Genomic DNA, 14352 nt, shown 5'->3' with positions numbered 1-14352 from the left:
GTCGTCTGTACCGTCCAGCCGGTACAGTGAGATCATCATGACGAAGGAAGCCCTCCTGGACGCCGCCGAGGCCGTCCTCTCCGAGCAGGGGACGCAGGCGCTGACGCTCACCGCGGTCGCGGACCGCGCCGGCGTCAGCAAGGGAGGGCTGCTCTACCACTTCCCCACCAAGGAGGCCCTCGTCCGGGCGATGGTGGCGCGGGTCATCGAGGAGTTCGACGACCTGATCGCCTCCTACGTCGCCTCCTACGGGGACGGCGTGCCGGGCGCCTACACCCGCGCCTACGTCGAGGCCACGTTCGAGATCCTCACGGGCGAGGCCCGCGCGTACCGGCGCTGGTCGGCCATCACGGCCGCGGCGGCCGATCCGGAGCAGGCCGAGCCGCTGAACGAGGCGATGCGGCGCTGGCACGGCCGCGCCCCCGCGGACGACCCCGACCCGGGTACCGCGATGGTCGTCCGGCTGGCGGCCGAGGGCCTGTGGGAAGTGGTGAGCCACGACCCCGGGCTGTTCGGCGAAGAGCAGCTCGAAGCGCTGAGACAGCGGCTGCTCGGCCTGCTGGAGCGATGAGAACGGGCGGCGTCGTCCGTCCACCCGGCCGACCCGCCCGAACGCCACCCGACCGACCTGCCTGAACGCCGCCCGGCCCCTGCCTGGAGCGTTCCATGACACTCAGAAAGAGGTGAACCGTGCTGTTCCGTGCCCGTTCCGGGACGTTCCTGACCTTCGCCCTGGCCGGCCTGCTGACCGGGGTGTGGGTGGCCCGCATGCCCGCGCTGGCCGCCAAGTTCGGGACGAGCGAGGCCGAGATCGGCATCGTCGTCCTCGTCTGGGGGCTCGGCGCGATCGCCGCCATGCAGGCGCTGCGCGGCGTGATGGCCCGCGCCGGGAGCCGCGCCGCGCTGCGGGTCGCGCTGCCGCTGACGGCGGTGGCCTACGCGGCCGTCGCGCTCGCGCCCACGTACGGCGTGCTGCTCGCCGCCGTCGTGCTGTTCGGCATGACGTTCGGGATCACCGACATCGCGATGAACGCGCAGGGCAGCGTCGTCGAGCGGGCGTACCGGCGGTCCGTCATGAGCGGCATGCACGCCGGGTGGTGCGTCGGCGCGATGAGCGGCGGGCTGTTCGGCGTCGTCACCGCGGCGGCCGGGCTCGGGTTCACCGAGACCGTGCTGGCCGCGGCGCTGCTGACGCTGCCCGCCGGGCTCGCGCTCGGCCGCACGTACCTGCCCGACCCGCCGGCGCCCGCCCTGTCCGGGACGGGACGCAAGGCGCGCCGCATGCCCGCCGCCGTGTACCTGATCGGCGTCCTGGGCTTCATCGCGTTCATGACGGAGGGGTCGATCGCCGACTGGAGCGGGCTGCTGCTGCACGACGAGATGGGCGCCACCGAGGCCGTCGCCGCTGCCGGGTACCCGATGTTCGAGCTGGCGATGCTGCTCGGACGGCTCGTCGGCGACCGCGTCCGGATGCGTCTCGGCACCCGCCGGATGCTGGTCGGCGCGGGGCTCGGCACGGCGGCCGGCATGACCGTCGTGGTGCTGGCGCCGGTGCCGTCCGTCGCGATCGCCGGGTTCTTTCTGACGGGGCTGGTGGTCTGCACGGTCGTCCCGACGACGATCTCGCTGGCCGGGACCGCGGCGCCGGACCGTCCGGCGGCGGCCGTCGCGCAGGTCGGCGCGATGGGCTACGGCGGGCTGCTGCTCGGCCCGGTCGTGGTCGGGTTCCTGTCGGACGCCACGTCCCTGCGCGTGGGCGTGGGCACGGTCGTCGTCCTGGCGCTGCTCATCGCCGCGGGCGCCCGGTTCGTCCCGCTGCGCGCGGGCGGCGACGTCGCCGCGCTCGCCGGCGTCCCGGCGGACGCGGGCCACACCGGCGACGCGCGGCCTGAGCCCGCCGCGGCCTGACCCCTTCTGGTCCGCCACACGATCCGATATAACCCCATCGGTGTTCTTTCCTGGTGATGGGGGCGACGGATGAGCGGGTGGCGGGTCCCGGGCTACACGGAGCTGCGGGTGCTCGGCGAGGGCGGGCAGGGCCGCGTCGTGCTCGCCCGGCACGACGCGACCGGCCTGCCCGCGGCGATCAAGTACCTCGCGGAGCCCCTCGCCGCGGACGAGCGTTTCCGCGCGCGGTTCCGCGGCGAGGCCGAGCTGCTGAAGCGGCTGCGCAACCCGTTCGTCACCCGGCTGTTCGGGCTGGTCGAGACGCCGGACGCCGCCGCCATCGTCATGGAGGCCGTGGACGGCGCGTCCCTCAAGGCGGTGCTCGCCGAGCGCGGGCCGCTGGAGCCCGAGGCCGCGCTGACCGTGCTGAAGGGCTCGCTGCTGGGCCTGGCGGCCGCGCATGACGTCGGGATCGTCCACCGCGACTACAAGCCCGCGAACGTGATCGTGCGCGGCGACGGGCTGAGCAAGCTCATCGACTTCGGCATCGCCGTGGACGCGGGCGCGTCCGGACGGTCCGGCACGCCGGTGTACATGGCGCCGGAGCAGTGGCGGGACGAGCCCGCCTCGCCCGCCACCGACGTGTACGCGGCGGCCTGCGTCTTCTTCGAGTGCGTCACGGGACGGCGCCCCTACACGGCCGAGGACCAGGCCGGGCTGATGGGCCGCCACCTGACGGCGCCGATCCCGGTGGAGGACGTCCCCGGGCCGCTCCGTCCGCTGATCGAGCGCGGCCTGGCGAAGAACCCGTGGGAGCGTCCGCTCGGCGCGTCCGGGTTCGTCGCGGAGCTGGAGTCGGTCGCGTCGGGCGCGTACGGGCCGGGCTGGGAGGCGCGGGGCGTCCGGACGCTCGCGGGCGCGGCGGCCGCGCTGTCCATGCTGTTCCCGCTCACCGCGCTCGGCCTGGGCTCCGGCGGAGCGGCCTCCGGCGCGGCGGGCGCGGCGGGCGCGGGCGCCGCCGGAGCCGCGGGCGCGGGTGCCGGAGGCGCGGGCGGGGCCGGGAGCGCGGGCGCCGCGGCGGGCAAGGGCGTCCTCGGCGCGCTCGGCGCGAAGGGGACGGCCGCCGTCGCGGGCGGGGCCGCCGCCGTGGCCGCGGGCGGCGGCGCGGCGGTCTACGTCGCCGTCTCGGACGAGGCGCCGAAGCCGATCGTGGCGCGGCTCGCCGCGCTCAGCGAGCCGCGCCAGGACATGGGCCGCGGGATGACGTTCCAGGCGCGGGGGCAGATCGTCCGGGTCACGGGCGGCGACGCCGCGCTCACCCAGAAGATCAACCAGGCGCTGCGGGCCCCGCTCGAACAACGCTGGGCCAAGACGAGGAACGGCCTGAAGGACGTCGGCAGCGGCCCCTACACCGACGTCGTGAGACCGCAGATCCTGATGCGCACCGACCGGCTGCTGTCGGTCTGGTACACCGTCACGTTGCAGGGCGAGCGCGGGTCGGGCTGGGACAACCCGTCCGCCGCCGTCGTCGACCTGCGGACCGGCGCGCTCTACCGTCCGCCCGGCCTGTTCCGGGCCGCGACCCCGCAGGCGCTCGCGCCGCTGGACGCGCGGATCAGGGCGAACCTGCCCGGCGGCGACTACTGCGGCGGCGGCGCGGACGAGGCCGCCCCGCCGGGCAGGGCCGACACCCCGTCCAAGTTCGTCAACACCGGCGACGTCGCGATGGCGCTCACCCCGAAGGGCGTCCGGGTCGCGTTCCACGCCGGGCTGCTGGGCTACACCATGGCGTGCGGGACGCAGGACGCGGTCGTCCCGTACGGCGAGGTCGACGGCCTGCTGAAGCCGGCGGTGCTGTCGGCCGTCCGCGCCCCGTCGCCGGAACGTTCCTGACACGCGAGACGCCCCGGCGACGGGCATGTCGCCGGGGCGTCCTCGCGCGCGGGATCACTTGCGCTTCGTGATCTCCTCGGTGAGCTGCGGCGCGACCTGGAACAGGTCGCCCACGATCCCGAAGTCGACGAGCTCGAAGATCGGCGCCTCGGGGTCCTTGTTGATGGCGACGATGGTCTTCGAGGTCTGCATGCCGGCCCGGTGCTGGATGGCGCCTGAGATGCCGACCGCGATGTAGAGCTGCGGCGACACGGTCTTGCCGGTCTGGCCGACCTGGAACGAGTGCGGGTACCAGCCCGCGTCGGTCGCCGCGCGGGACGCGCCGACGGCCCCGCCGAGCGAGTCGGCCAGGCCCTCGATGATCGAGAAGTTCTCGGCGCCGCCGACGCCGCGCCCGCCGGACACGACGATCGCGGCCTCGGTCAGGTCCGGGCGCTCGCCCTTCTCCTGGACGACCTTCTCCACGACCTTCGCGGCCTTGTCGGCGTCCGACAGCGCGACCGTGACCTGCTCCTCCGCCGGGCCGACGGCGTTCGCCTCGGGCGCGACCGAGTTCGGCCGGACGGCGATGATCGGCGTGCCCGTCTTCACCCGGGCGTGCGCGATGATGCCGCCGCCGAAGATGGAGTGCTCGGCGACGAAGCCGTCGGCGACGTCGACGACGTCGGTGAGCACGCCGGAGCCGGTCTTCACCGCGAGGCGTCCGGCGATCTCCTTGCCCTCGGCGGTCGCGGCGACGAGCACCGCGGCCGGCGACTTCTCGTTCACGAGCTGGGCGAGCAGCGCGGCCTTCGGCGCGACGACGTAGGAGGTCAGCTCCTCGTCGGCGGCGACGTAGACCTTGCCTGCGCCGTACTCGCCGAGCCTGTCCTTCGCGCCCTCGTAGCCGGGGCCGACCCAGACCGCGGCGGCCTCGCCGAGCCGGTTCGCCAGCGTCAGCAGTTCGAGCGTGACCTTCTTGACCTCACCGTCGACATGGTCGACGAGGACGAGAATCTCCGCCATTGTTCGCTTGTCCCCTTCCCCGTCAGACGAACTTCTTCGACGCGAGGAACTCGGCGATCTTCGCGCCGCCGTCGCCCTCGTCGCTGACGATCTGACCCTTCGCGCGCGGCGGCGCCTCGGCGAAGTCGACCACCTCGGTGGCCGCGTTCGCCAGGCCGACCCGCCCCGCGTCGATGCCGGCGTCGGCCAGGCCGAGCGTCTCGACCGGCTTCTTCTTGGCCGCCATGATCCCCTTGAAGGACGGGTACCGCGGCTCGTTGATCTTCTCGACGACGCTGACGACCGCGGGCAGGGTCGCCTCGACCCGGTCGAAGCCGTAGTCGGTCGTCCGCTGCACCTTGATGGACGTCCCGTCGATCTCGACCTTGTTCGCGAGCGACAGCTGCGGGACGCCGAGCCGCTCGGCGAGCATCGCGGCGAGCAGCCCGGTCCGCGCGTCGGTGGACTCCGACCCGAGGATCACCAGGTCGAACCCGGTACGGCCGAGCGCCTGCTGGATCGCGTAGGACGTCTGCAGCGCGTCGGACCCGGCGAGGCCCTCGTCGAGCAGGTGCACGGCCTTGTCGGCGCCCATCGCCAGGGACTTGCGGATGGACTCGGAGGCCTTGTCGGGGCCCATGGAGAGAACGGTCACCTCGCCGTCGCCCTGGGCCTCCTTGATCCGCAGCGCCTCCTCGATCGCGTACTCGTCGAGTTCGTTGATGACGCCGTCCGCCGCGGCGCGGTCCAGCGTGCTGTCATCGGACTTCAGCTTGCGCGGGCTCTCGGTATCGGGAACCTGCTTCACCAGGACGACGATGTTCATGGCCGGTGGCCGACCTCCCTGCACTCAGTTGGCCGCTGAGGTCAGCGGCGGATTCGATGTCACAGCCTGCCAAACACCCGAACGAGCTTCGGAGCCGGGTCCCGGATTCGGCCATGCCCGATAAATGTTACTCGCGGGTAGCGCGTCGGCAAAATCCCTCAGAACCTGTTGGCGGCGGTCTGCAGCCGGTCCATCGTGCTCTCCAGCGAGCTCTGCAGCCCGTACATCGGCGAGAAGCTCGGCGTCAGCGACAGCACGCCGAACACCACCGCCAGCGCCAGCGCCCCGAGGACGATCCCGGCGGCCGCGATGCGCCTCGGCCGCCGCGCGACGGACAGGAACATCCGCTCCAGCCGGCGGCGCGGGCCGCTGACGCCCGGCGCCGTCCAGAGCACCGCCGCTCCCGTCCCGGCCCCGAACGCGCAGGCGCTGAGCGAGTCGATCTCCCCGCCGACCGCCGACACCGCGACGAGGCCGAGCGGCACCGCGACCGTGAACGCCGCCGCGTAGGGGACGGTCAGCAGCGTCCGGCCGAAGGCCCACGCCCAGCCGCGCGCCGTCGTCCCCGCGACCCGCAGCAGCGTGACCGCGCCGAGCGACAGGACGAGACCCGCGATCGGCGCCATGATCACGACGCCGACCGCGATCACCACGACCAGCGCGGCGAGCAGCCGCGCCCATCCCCGCGCCGCGGCCAGCTCATGCGCGTCGGCCGCCGCCGCGGACCCCCGCGCGACCGCCGCCGACACAGCGTGCGACGCGGTAGGCGACGCGGCGCGGGATGCCGCTGGCGACGCGGCAGGCGATGCGGCGGGGGTTGCCGCTGGCGACGCGGCAGGAGACGGCGTGGGAGATGCAGTGGATGACGCCAGCGGGGACGCGGCCGGTGGCGTGGGCGGCGATGGTGTGGAGGCCGGTGGTTCTGGACGTCTTGGCGCGGGCGCCACGGGCAGGGTCAGGCGGGAGGTCGCCTCGGCCAGGTCGGCGGCCGCCGGACGGGCGCCGGGATCGGGGTCCGCCGCCGCGGCGACCAGCGGGCCCAGCCCCGCGGACAGCGCGCCGGCGGTCGGCTCGTCGGTTCCGGTGGCGGCGAACGCCACGGTCGCCGCCCACGCGCGGACGTCCTCGGCGGCGTCGCCGCCGCCCGCCAGCGCGAAGTCGACGACGACCGGCGCGCCGTCCACGACGAGGACGGTCCCGGGCCCCAGCCCGCCGTGCGCGAGACCGGTCCGGTGGATGGCGGCGAGCGCCTTGGCCAGCCCGAACGCCAGGCGGTGCAGCGCGTCGCCCGACATCGGCCCCTGCTCGGCGATCGTCTCCGCCAGCGGCCGTCCAGGGACGAACCGGGACACTACATAGGGCTGGGGCGCGGCGGGGTCGCCGTCGAGGACGTCCACCACGTAGGGGCTGAGCACCTCGCGCATCCGGGCGATGTCGGGGCCGGCGCCCGGCGGGAGCAGCCTGATCGCCACGTCGCGTCCGTCGGCGCCCGCGGCACGGCGGACGGCGTCGTCACCGGAATGGCCGTCCGGCCGGGACAGCAGCCGGTACGGACCGATGTACTCCTGGTGGCCGATCTCGCCGCTCATATTGGACGCCACCCTACCGACCGGAGGCGTCCCGCCGAAGCGCGTCCGGTCGCCTGTCGGAGACCGGGTCCCGGCGCCGCCGGGACGGCCCGGTCACATGCCGGGCAGGCCGGACACCAGGTCACGGACGTCGGCGCGCAGGCCCTCCAGGTCCTGGCCCATGCCGTCCAGGGGGGTGGTGTCGGGCGGCTGCTCCTGGGACAGCACGACCAGCACCACCGCGAAGATCCCGACGATCAGCGCGCCCGCCAGCGCGGCCTCCGTGCGCGGGAACACCGCGCCCCAGACCCGGGCCAGCTGCCGCCGCGGCGCGCCGCTGCCCGGCGCAAGGCAGAGCAACCCGATCACCGCCATGGCGGAGTACGCGATGGCGTCCGAGGCGGTCATCTCGGACCTGGCGAAGATCAGCACGCCGAGCATGATCAGCCCGGCGATGACGCTGAGCGACGTCCACAGCACCGTGGACATCAGGGCGCCTGGCAGGTGCAGCGGCGTCCGGAACGCCGCGGCGACGGCGTCGCCGGTGCGCGGGCCGCGCCGCGTCTGCCGTCCCTCCATGCCCTTGGCGGCCTTGTCGGCCATCCGCAGGACGAGCACGCCGGCGATGGTGGCGCCGACGGCGAGCAGCGGCGCGATGTCGGCGAAGGCGAGCAGCGCCACCAGGACGAGAAAGCTGAGGAACCGGTACAGGCCGTAGGGCTTGCGGCGGTCCCGCTCGGCGCGGGCGCGCTCTTCGACGCGGCGCTGCGCGTCCTGCGCCCGCTGGTCGTAGGGGTCGCCGGGGCCGCCGCGTTGCAGCGCGCCCGGCGGCGGCTGACCCGGGGGCGGCTGGCCGGGCGGCGGCTGGTTCGGCGGTGCGTAAGGCGGCGGGTATCCGCCCTGGTTGTAGGGATCCTGCGGGCCGTAGCCGCGCTGCTGGTACTGCTCGCCCGCCTTGTACGGCGCGGGACCGGGCGGCGGGACGGGCGGCGGCGCGGCGGGCGGCAGCTGCCCGACGAAGTCCTTCGGCTGGGCCGGGACCGGAGCCGGGCCGGGCGTCGGGGCCGGGGTCGGCGGGGGCCCGGGCAGCGGGATCGCGGTCGAGCCCGGCGTGGTGGGACGCGCCGGCCGCACCTCCTGCGGCGGCGGCGCCGACACCGGCATGGAGAACTGCCGGGAGAAGTCGGCCGGGGTCGGGGTCTCCTCCACCGGCTGCGACGTGCCGGGTGTCGGCTGCGACGTGCCGGGTGTCGGCTGCGACGTGCCGGGACCCTGCGACGCGCTCGGCGAAGGCGACGGCGACGGGTAGTGCCGGTCGACGCGCGTCTGGTCGGTGATGGTGGCTTCGAGGTGGATGCGCCGGGTGAGCTGCACCAGGTTGACCGCGGTGGGACGTTCCGCCGGGTGCCGCGCCATCGCCGAGCGGAGCACGGGCAGCATCGCGTCCGGCACGCCCTCCAGGTCGGGCGTCCCCTGCATGATCTTGTAGAAGATCGACTCGAAGGTGCCCGAGCCGAACGGCGGGCGGCCGGTCGCGGCGTAGGCGACCGTCCCGGCCCAGGCGTGCACGTCCGACGGCGGGCCCGCGTCCTCACCCTCGATGATCTCCGGCGCGAGGTAGCCGGGCGTGCCGATGACCATCCCGGTCGCGGTGAGCCGGGTCGCGTCGGCGGCCTGCGCGATGCCGAAGTCGATCACGACGGGCTCGCTGTCGACGAGCATCACGTTGCCCGGCTTCATGTCCCGGTGGACGATCCCGGCGCCGTGGATCGCCGACAGCGCCGCGCCCAGCCCCACCGCGAGCCGCTGCAGCGCGGGCCCGTAGATCGGCCCGGACTCCTCGACGATCTCTTCGAGCGTCCGCCCCGGCACGTACTGGGTGACGATGTAGGGCTGGTCGGCGGTCACGTCCGCGTCGAGGATCTCCGCGACGTGCGGGCTGTGCACCCGGCGCATCGAGTCGACCTCGCGGGCCAGCCGGCGACGCGCCGTGGCGTCCCCCGCGACCGCGGGCCGCAGCACCTTGATGGCCACGTTCCGGCCCTCGGGGTCGGCGCCGAGGTAGACGACGCCCATCCCCCCTTCCCCCAGGGTCTGGAGCACGCTGTAGTGGCCGATTCGGTCCCCGGACGTGACAGCTCCCCTCATCGTTTACGAAACCCTACCTCCGTCGATCGTGCCCGAAGATCTCGTCCGCGTCAGGCAGCGGGCGCGCCATGACGCCTGGTGGCGGCCCGATCGCCGTCCGCGAGGGCGCCGGCTAGGGCGCCCGCGAGCCACCTGGCGGTCGGGCGCCCGGACGGGTCGCGCCGGAACGCCGTCCGCAGCAGCCCGGCGAGCGGCTCCGGCACGCCGTCGAGGTCGGCCTGGCCGCGCAGGATCCGGAAGCAGACGCCGTGCAGCGAGCCCCGTCCGAACGGCGGACGGCCCGTCGCGGCGCACGCGACCGTCGACGCCCACGAGAACACGTCGGACGCGGGCGTGGCGCGCTCGCCCTCGATGAGCTCCGGCGCCAGGTAGGCGGGCGTCCCCACGACCATCCCGCGCCTGGTGATCTGCTCGGCGCCCGTCTCGTGCGCGATCCCGAAGTCGATCAGCGTCGGCCGGTCGCCCATCACGATCACGTTGCCGGGCGCGACGTCCCGGTGCAGGACGCCCGCGTCGTGGACGTCCCCGAGCGCGAGCGCCAGCCGCCGCGCGAACCGGACGAGCCGCTCGCCGCGCAGCGGCCCGTACGCCGAGATCAGGTCGTTGAGCGGGGTGCCGGGCACGTACTGCATGACGACGTACGGCCGCTCCGCCGTGATCTCGCCGTCGATCAGCCCCGCGACGTACTCGCTGCGCACGCGCGCCTGCGCGGACATCTCGCGGGCGAGCCTGCTGATCGCCTCCGGCTCCCCCGCCACCTCCGGGCTCAGCTCCTTCACCGCGACCTCGCGGCCGCGGGGGTCCATGGCCAGGTAGACCACCGCCGTGCTCCCCCGGCCGATCTCGTCCAGCAACCGATAGCCGCCCAGCCGTCGATGCTTCCCCATGCCCCTTTTGACGCCGGGAACCGGCCCGACGTTCCGGACAAATCAGACCAACCGGCGGCCAGACCAGGTCAGCGCGGCGTCCAGGCCCGGTCAGGGCATCGGCCACGTCACGAGCGGCGGGCCAGGTCAGGAGCGGCGGGCGGCCTGGCGGGCGCGGCGCTCCTCGCGGCGGGTCTCGAACTTGGTGGCGGACGCGTCGAGCTGCCCCAGGAACTCGTCCAGCTCCTCGCGCGCCTTCTCCCCGTCGCCGGAGAAGTCGGTGCGGTCGAAGATGTTCCACTTGCGCAGCACCGGGACCAGGACGTCGTCGTGGTGCAGGCGCATGTCGTAGATGCCCGCGTTGGCGATCATGACCGACTTGCGCAGGAACCCGTCAATGCTGTGGCCTGGCATCTGGAACCCCTTGACGACCTCGGTGATCGCCCGCATCGTCTCGTTCGGCGCGGCTTCCAGCGCGGCGTCCATCAGGTTCCGGTAGAAGATCATGTGGAGGTTCTCGTCGGCGGCGACGCGGGTCAGCATCTGCTCGCACAGCGGGTCGCCGGACGCCCTGCCGGTGTTGCGGTGCGACACGCGGGTGGCGAGCTCCTGGAACGACACGTACGCCGCGCCGTGCAGGAACGAGTCGCCGTGGTCGGCGTCGTAGCCGGCCTCCATGTGGCGCATGCGGGCGCGCTCCAGCGCGACCGGGTCGACGGCGCGGGTGGCGGTCAGGTAGTCGCGGATGACGATGCCGTGCCGGTTCTCCTCGGCCGTCCACCGGTTGACCCAGGTGCCCCAGGCGCCGTCGCGGCCGAACGCGGTGGAGATGGCGTTGTGGTAGCCGGGCAGGTTGTCCTCGGTGAGCAGGTTCACGATGAGCGACTCGCGCGCCTCGGGACTCAGCGTCGACTGCTCCAGCGACCACGGCTCGCCGCCCAGGGGCCCGTCGAAGTCGCGGCCCTCGCTCCACGGCACGTACTGGTGCGGGAACCACTCCTTGGCCATCGACAGGTGCCGGTTCAGTTCCCTCTCGGCCACCGGCTCAAGGTCGGTCATGAGGCCGAGCTGGAACTTCTCTTCGGGGGTCACGGACATGCGGTTCCTTCGCTGGACGGGTGCGGTTCTGCCGGGCGGCGCCGCCGTGACGCGGCGCCGAGGGGGCTCCTAGCAGGCCATACGTTCATAACCTACTGAAGCGTAGGTTCGATCGTCGCCACTGGGCGTGATCCCCGTCAAGTAAGCCCCGCGACAACCAACCGGCCGCGAGTTTTGTAGATCCGCGCAATAAGGGGGTGTGCGGCGTCCGTCACCGCGTGTCCGCGGCGTCCGTCACCGCGTGTCGGCGGCCTGCTGCCACATGCGGTTCACCGCGGCCCTGAGCAGCGGCCTGGGGACGAGCCGCAGCGCCGGGAACGCCGCCTTGTACTGCATGCCGGGGATGCACAGCGCGCGTCCGGTGGCCACCGCGTCGAGCCCGGCGCGCGCCACGTCGTCGCGCCGCAGCCACAGCAGGTTGGACGGGACCGGCCGGCCCTGGACGTCGTCCGTCCGCGTGAACCCGGGGCACAGCGCCGTCACATGGACGCCCTTGCCCGCGACCTCGGAGTGCAGGCTCTCGGAGAACGACGCCACGTACGCCTTCGTCGCGCCGTAGGTGGCGCTGCCCGGCGACGGCGCGAACCCCGACATCGACGACACGTTCAGGACCCCGCCGCGCCCGCGCTCGACCATCCCCGGCAGGACGGCGTGGGTGAGCCGGACCAGCGCGGTCACGTTCAGCTCGATCTGCGCGAGCTGGTCGTCGAGCGACGTCTCCGCGAACGCTCCAAACGCGCCGTACCCCGCGTTGTTCACCAGAAGTTCCACCGGGTCGGCGCTGAGCCGTCCCTCGACCTCGGCGCGCTGCAGGGGGTCGGCGAGATCGGCCGCCAGCACCTCCACCGCGACGCGGTACCGCTCGACCAGCTCGCGGGCGAGGCCGTCCAGCAGCCCGGCCCGGCGCGCCACGATCACCAGATCGGTGCCGCGGCCGGCCAGGAGGCGGGCGAAGCTCTCACCGATCCCGCTGGACGCACCCGTCACGAGCGCGGTGCGGTACGCGTGTCGCATGGCGCGAGATGCTATCGGCCGATCTTGACAGCGCTGGGCGGCTCGCCCAAGAAACAGCGGAGATTCACCCGGATGTGCGTCGCGGGTCGCCGCCGGCGTACTCGGGCGGCGGCAGCATCGCGGACGGGTCCTCTCCCGCGACCCACAACCCGACCATGAACGCCGTGGCCGCCTCCAGGAGCCCGGCCCGTTCCAGCCCGCCGCCGTCCATCGGCACGCATCCCAGGTCGGCCACCAGTTCGCGGACCGCCGCCAGCGCCTCCGCGTCGTCGCCGCACAGCGGGACGCCGAGGGGCCGTCCGCCGAACGCGGGCGGCGTCATCCGCCACACGCTCTCGTGGCACATGTTGAACGCCTTGACCACCCGCGCGCCACTCGCGTCGGCGGCACGGCGGGCGGCCGAAGGACCGTCTGCCGTCTTCAGCGTCTCGAAGGGCGGTTCCATCGGGTTGGTGCAGTCGATCAGCACCCGTCCGTCGAGCGGGCCCGCTTGGCGCAGCACGTCCTGGACGCCCTCGTACCAGACGGCGAGCAGCACCACGTCGCCGAACTCGGCCGCCTCCCGGAGCGTGCCGCCCGTCGCTCCCTCGCCGATGCGCTCCGCCAGCGCGGCCGCCTTCGCGGGCGTCCGCGCCCCGATCCGGATGTCGTGCCCCTTGCGCGCCCATTGCGCGGCCAGCGCGTCCGCCATGTTCCCCGCGCCCAGCACACCGATCCGCATGTCTACCTCCCGGTCGATTACCGTCGGACGGGACGCTAAGCGGTCCGTTCGGCACCATCCGGTGCGTATCGGACGCGGCAGGATCGCGGGGAGATGCCCATGGACGAGATCCAGCTCGACAAGATCCGCTTCGCCGAGCCGCAGGCCGACCAGCCGCAGGTCGAGGAGATCCGGTTCGCGGCGGACTGCCAGACCCGGCTCGGCCTCGACCTGCTGTCCGGCACCTGGACCGGCGTCGTCCTGTGGACGCTGCGCAACGGCCCGCTGCGTCCGCGCGAACTCCAGGACAGGATCGGCGGCATCAGCCACAAGGTCCTGAACGAGACGCTCCGCCGCCTCGAACAGAACGGCCTCGTCACCCGCCGCCGCTACGCCGAGGCGCCGCCGCGCGTCGAGTACGGCCTGACCGGCCCCGGACGCGGCATGCTCGAACCGCTCTTCGCCCTGAGCCGCTGGACGGAGCAGTACGCCGACGAGGTCCTGGACGCCCAGGAACGCGCCCTCAGCGGCCGGTGAACGTGGCCTTGCCGGGGCCCTCCTCCATGAAGCTCTTCATGCCGCTCGCCTGGTCCTCGGTGGCGAACAGGGCGGCGAACTGCGTCCGCTCGATCTCCAGCCCGGTCTCCAGATCGACCTCCAGGCCCGCGTCGATGGCCTGCTTCGCGGCCCGCAGCGCGATCGCAGGACCGCCGACGAAGGTCGCCGCCCATTCCCTGGCGGCCGTGTAGACGTCGGCGTCCGGGACGACGCGGTCGACGAGCCCGATCGCGAGGGCCTCATCGGCGGCGACGTGCCGTCCGGAGAAGACCAGGTCCTTGGCCTTGGACGGCCCGATCAGCCGGGACAGCCGCTGCGTCCCGCCCGCCCCTGGCATGATGCCGAGCTGGATCTCCGGCTGCCCCACCTTCGCGCCCTCGCCGACCACGCGGAAGTCGGCGGTCAGCGCGGTCTCCAGCCCGCCGCCGAGCGCGTACCCGGTGATGGCGGCGATCACCGGCTTGGGGATCCCGGCGAGCGCCCGCGCGAAGTCCTGCAGCAGCCGCGAAGGCCCCGCCGACATCCGCGCGTACGACATCGGCGCCATCTCCTTGATGTCGGCGCCGGCCGCGAACACCTTCTCGCCGCCGTACAGGACGACGGCGCCGACCGCGTCGTCCTGCGTGACCTGCCGGGCCGCGTCGATCAGCTCCCGCTGCATCTGGGCGTTCAGGGCGTTCATCTTCGGACGGTCCAGCCTGATCGTCGCGATGCCGTCCTCGACCTCGACCCGTACGAACTCGCCCACGGCGACCCTCCTGTGCGTTTCGGCAGCGGAATGTCCCGAGCCTAACGCGGCGGTTCGAGCCT

At 73.7% G+C, this 14352-nt stretch carries 13 protein-coding genes; 4 read left to right on the top strand and 9 right to left on the bottom strand.

Annotated features, from left to right (window positions below; all coding sequences use genetic code 11):
- Positions 1-37 precede the first annotated feature (37 nt).
- The 3 genes from ACH34T_RS31570 to ACH34T_RS31560 all read left to right on the top strand — a co-directional run bounded on the left by ACH34T_RS31570 (position 38) and on the right by ACH34T_RS31560 (position 3780).
- Positions 38-571, top strand: a complete 534-nt coding sequence (locus ACH34T_RS31570; protein WP_396024592.1) for a TetR/AcrR family transcriptional regulator — start codon at positions 38-40, stop codon at positions 569-571.
- A gap of 119 nt (positions 572-690) precedes the next feature.
- Positions 691-1908, top strand: a complete 1218-nt coding sequence (locus ACH34T_RS31565; protein WP_396024591.1) for an MFS transporter — start codon at positions 691-693, stop codon at positions 1906-1908.
- Positions 1909-1977: 69 nt separating this feature from the next.
- Positions 1978-3780 carry a serine/threonine-protein kinase gene (locus ACH34T_RS31560; RefSeq protein WP_396024590.1) on the top strand — a complete coding sequence of 601 codons (1803 nt, stop codon included), beginning with the start codon at positions 1978-1980 and terminating at the stop codon, positions 3778-3780.
- Positions 3781-3834: 54 nt separating this feature from the next.
- Here the strand turns inward: ACH34T_RS31560 and ACH34T_RS31555 are convergent, their stop codons facing one another.
- The 8 genes from ACH34T_RS31555 to ACH34T_RS31520 form a co-directional block, all read right to left on the bottom strand.
- Entirely contained in the window at positions 3835-4785 is a 951-nt protein-coding gene (locus ACH34T_RS31555) for an electron transfer flavoprotein subunit alpha/FixB family protein (RefSeq protein WP_396024589.1), read from the bottom strand.
- Positions 4786-4807: 22 nt separating this feature from the next.
- Positions 4808-5590, bottom strand: a complete 783-nt coding sequence (locus ACH34T_RS31550; protein WP_396024588.1) for an electron transfer flavoprotein subunit beta/FixA family protein — start codon at positions 5588-5590, stop codon at positions 4808-4810.
- Between the two features lie 158 nt (positions 5591-5748).
- Positions 5749-7179, bottom strand: a complete 1431-nt coding sequence (locus tag ACH34T_RS31545; RefSeq protein WP_396024587.1) for a hypothetical protein — start codon at positions 7177-7179, stop codon at positions 5749-5751.
- A 93-nt stretch (positions 7180-7272) separates the two neighbouring features.
- Positions 7273-9306, bottom strand: a complete 2034-nt coding sequence (locus tag ACH34T_RS31540; RefSeq protein ID WP_396024586.1) for a serine/threonine-protein kinase — start codon at positions 9304-9306, stop codon at positions 7273-7275.
- 50 nt (positions 9307-9356) lie between these two features.
- Positions 9357-10193, bottom strand: a complete 837-nt coding sequence (locus ACH34T_RS31535) for a serine/threonine-protein kinase (protein WP_396024585.1) — start codon at positions 10191-10193, stop codon at positions 9357-9359.
- Positions 10194-10319: 126 nt separating this feature from the next.
- Positions 10320-11270 carry an acyl-ACP desaturase gene (locus ACH34T_RS31530; protein ID WP_396024584.1) on the bottom strand — a complete coding sequence of 317 codons (951 nt, stop codon included), beginning with the start codon at positions 11268-11270 and terminating at the stop codon, positions 10320-10322.
- A 234-nt stretch (positions 11271-11504) separates the two neighbouring features.
- Complete coding sequence (locus ACH34T_RS31525) at positions 11505-12284, bottom strand: SDR family NAD(P)-dependent oxidoreductase (protein WP_396024583.1); 780 nt, start codon at positions 12282-12284, stop codon at positions 11505-11507.
- 64 nt (positions 12285-12348) lie between these two features.
- Positions 12349-13005: an NADPH-dependent F420 reductase gene (locus tag ACH34T_RS31520; protein WP_396024582.1), complete on the bottom strand. Its 657-nt coding sequence runs from the start codon at positions 13003-13005 to the stop codon at positions 12349-12351.
- Positions 13006-13104: 99 nt separating this feature from the next.
- On the opposite strand from ACH34T_RS31520, the gene ACH34T_RS31515 reads away from it, so the two are divergent.
- A complete protein-coding gene (locus tag ACH34T_RS31515; protein ID WP_396024581.1) occupies positions 13105-13521 on the top strand; it encodes a winged helix-turn-helix transcriptional regulator in 417 nt (138 codons plus the stop codon).
- Here ACH34T_RS31515 and ACH34T_RS31510 read toward each other — a convergent pair.
- The gene (locus tag ACH34T_RS31510) at positions 13508-14290 is read right to left on the bottom strand and encodes an enoyl-CoA hydratase/isomerase family protein (protein ID WP_396024580.1); all 783 of its coding nucleotides are present in this window, start codon (positions 14288-14290) and stop codon (positions 13508-13510) included. The two genes, ACH34T_RS31515 and ACH34T_RS31510, sit on opposite strands and share 14 nt — an antisense overlap.
- Positions 14291-14352: the final 62 nt, after the last annotated feature.

Origin of the sequence: Actinomadura sp. 9N215 (genome assembly GCF_044326345.1) — a bacterium.
GTDB lineage: Bacteria > Actinomycetota > Actinomycetes > Streptosporangiales > Streptosporangiaceae > Spirillospora.
This window is presented reverse-complemented; position numbering and strand designations above follow the sequence as displayed.

Bases quoted from the DNA above. Each gene is read 5' to 3' on its own strand.
- ACH34T_RS31525 (WP_396024583.1), bottom strand. From the start codon at position 12,284: ATGCGACACGCGTACCGCACCGCGCTCGTGACGGGTGCGTCCAGCGGG.
- ACH34T_RS31520 (WP_396024582.1), bottom strand. From the start codon at position 13,005: ATGCGGATCGGTGTGCTGGGCGCGGGGAACATGGCGGACGCGCTGGCC.
- ACH34T_RS31570 (WP_396024592.1), top strand. From the start codon at position 38: ATGACGAAGGAAGCCCTCCTGGACGCCGCCGAGGCCGTCCTCTCCGAG.
- ACH34T_RS31530 (WP_396024584.1), bottom strand. From the start codon at position 11,270: ATGTCCGTGACCCCCGAAGAGAAGTTCCAGCTCGGCCTCATGACCGAC.
- ACH34T_RS31540 (WP_396024586.1), bottom strand. From the start codon at position 9,306: ATGAGGGGAGCTGTCACGTCCGGGGACCGAATCGGCCACTACAGCGTG.
- ACH34T_RS31560 (WP_396024590.1), top strand. From the start codon at position 1,978: ATGAGCGGGTGGCGGGTCCCGGGCTACACGGAGCTGCGGGTGCTCGGC.
- ACH34T_RS31535 (WP_396024585.1), bottom strand. From the start codon at position 10,193: ATGGGGAAGCATCGACGGCTGGGCGGCTATCGGTTGCTGGACGAGATC.
- ACH34T_RS31550 (WP_396024588.1), bottom strand. From the start codon at position 5,590: ATGAACATCGTCGTCCTGGTGAAGCAGGTTCCCGATACCGAGAGCCCG.
- ACH34T_RS31545 (WP_396024587.1), bottom strand. From the start codon at position 7,179: ATGAGCGGCGAGATCGGCCACCAGGAGTACATCGGTCCGTACCGGCTG.
- ACH34T_RS31555 (WP_396024589.1), bottom strand. From the start codon at position 4,785: ATGGCGGAGATTCTCGTCCTCGTCGACCATGTCGACGGTGAGGTCAAG.
- ACH34T_RS31515 (WP_396024581.1), top strand. From the start codon at position 13,105: ATGGACGAGATCCAGCTCGACAAGATCCGCTTCGCCGAGCCGCAGGCC.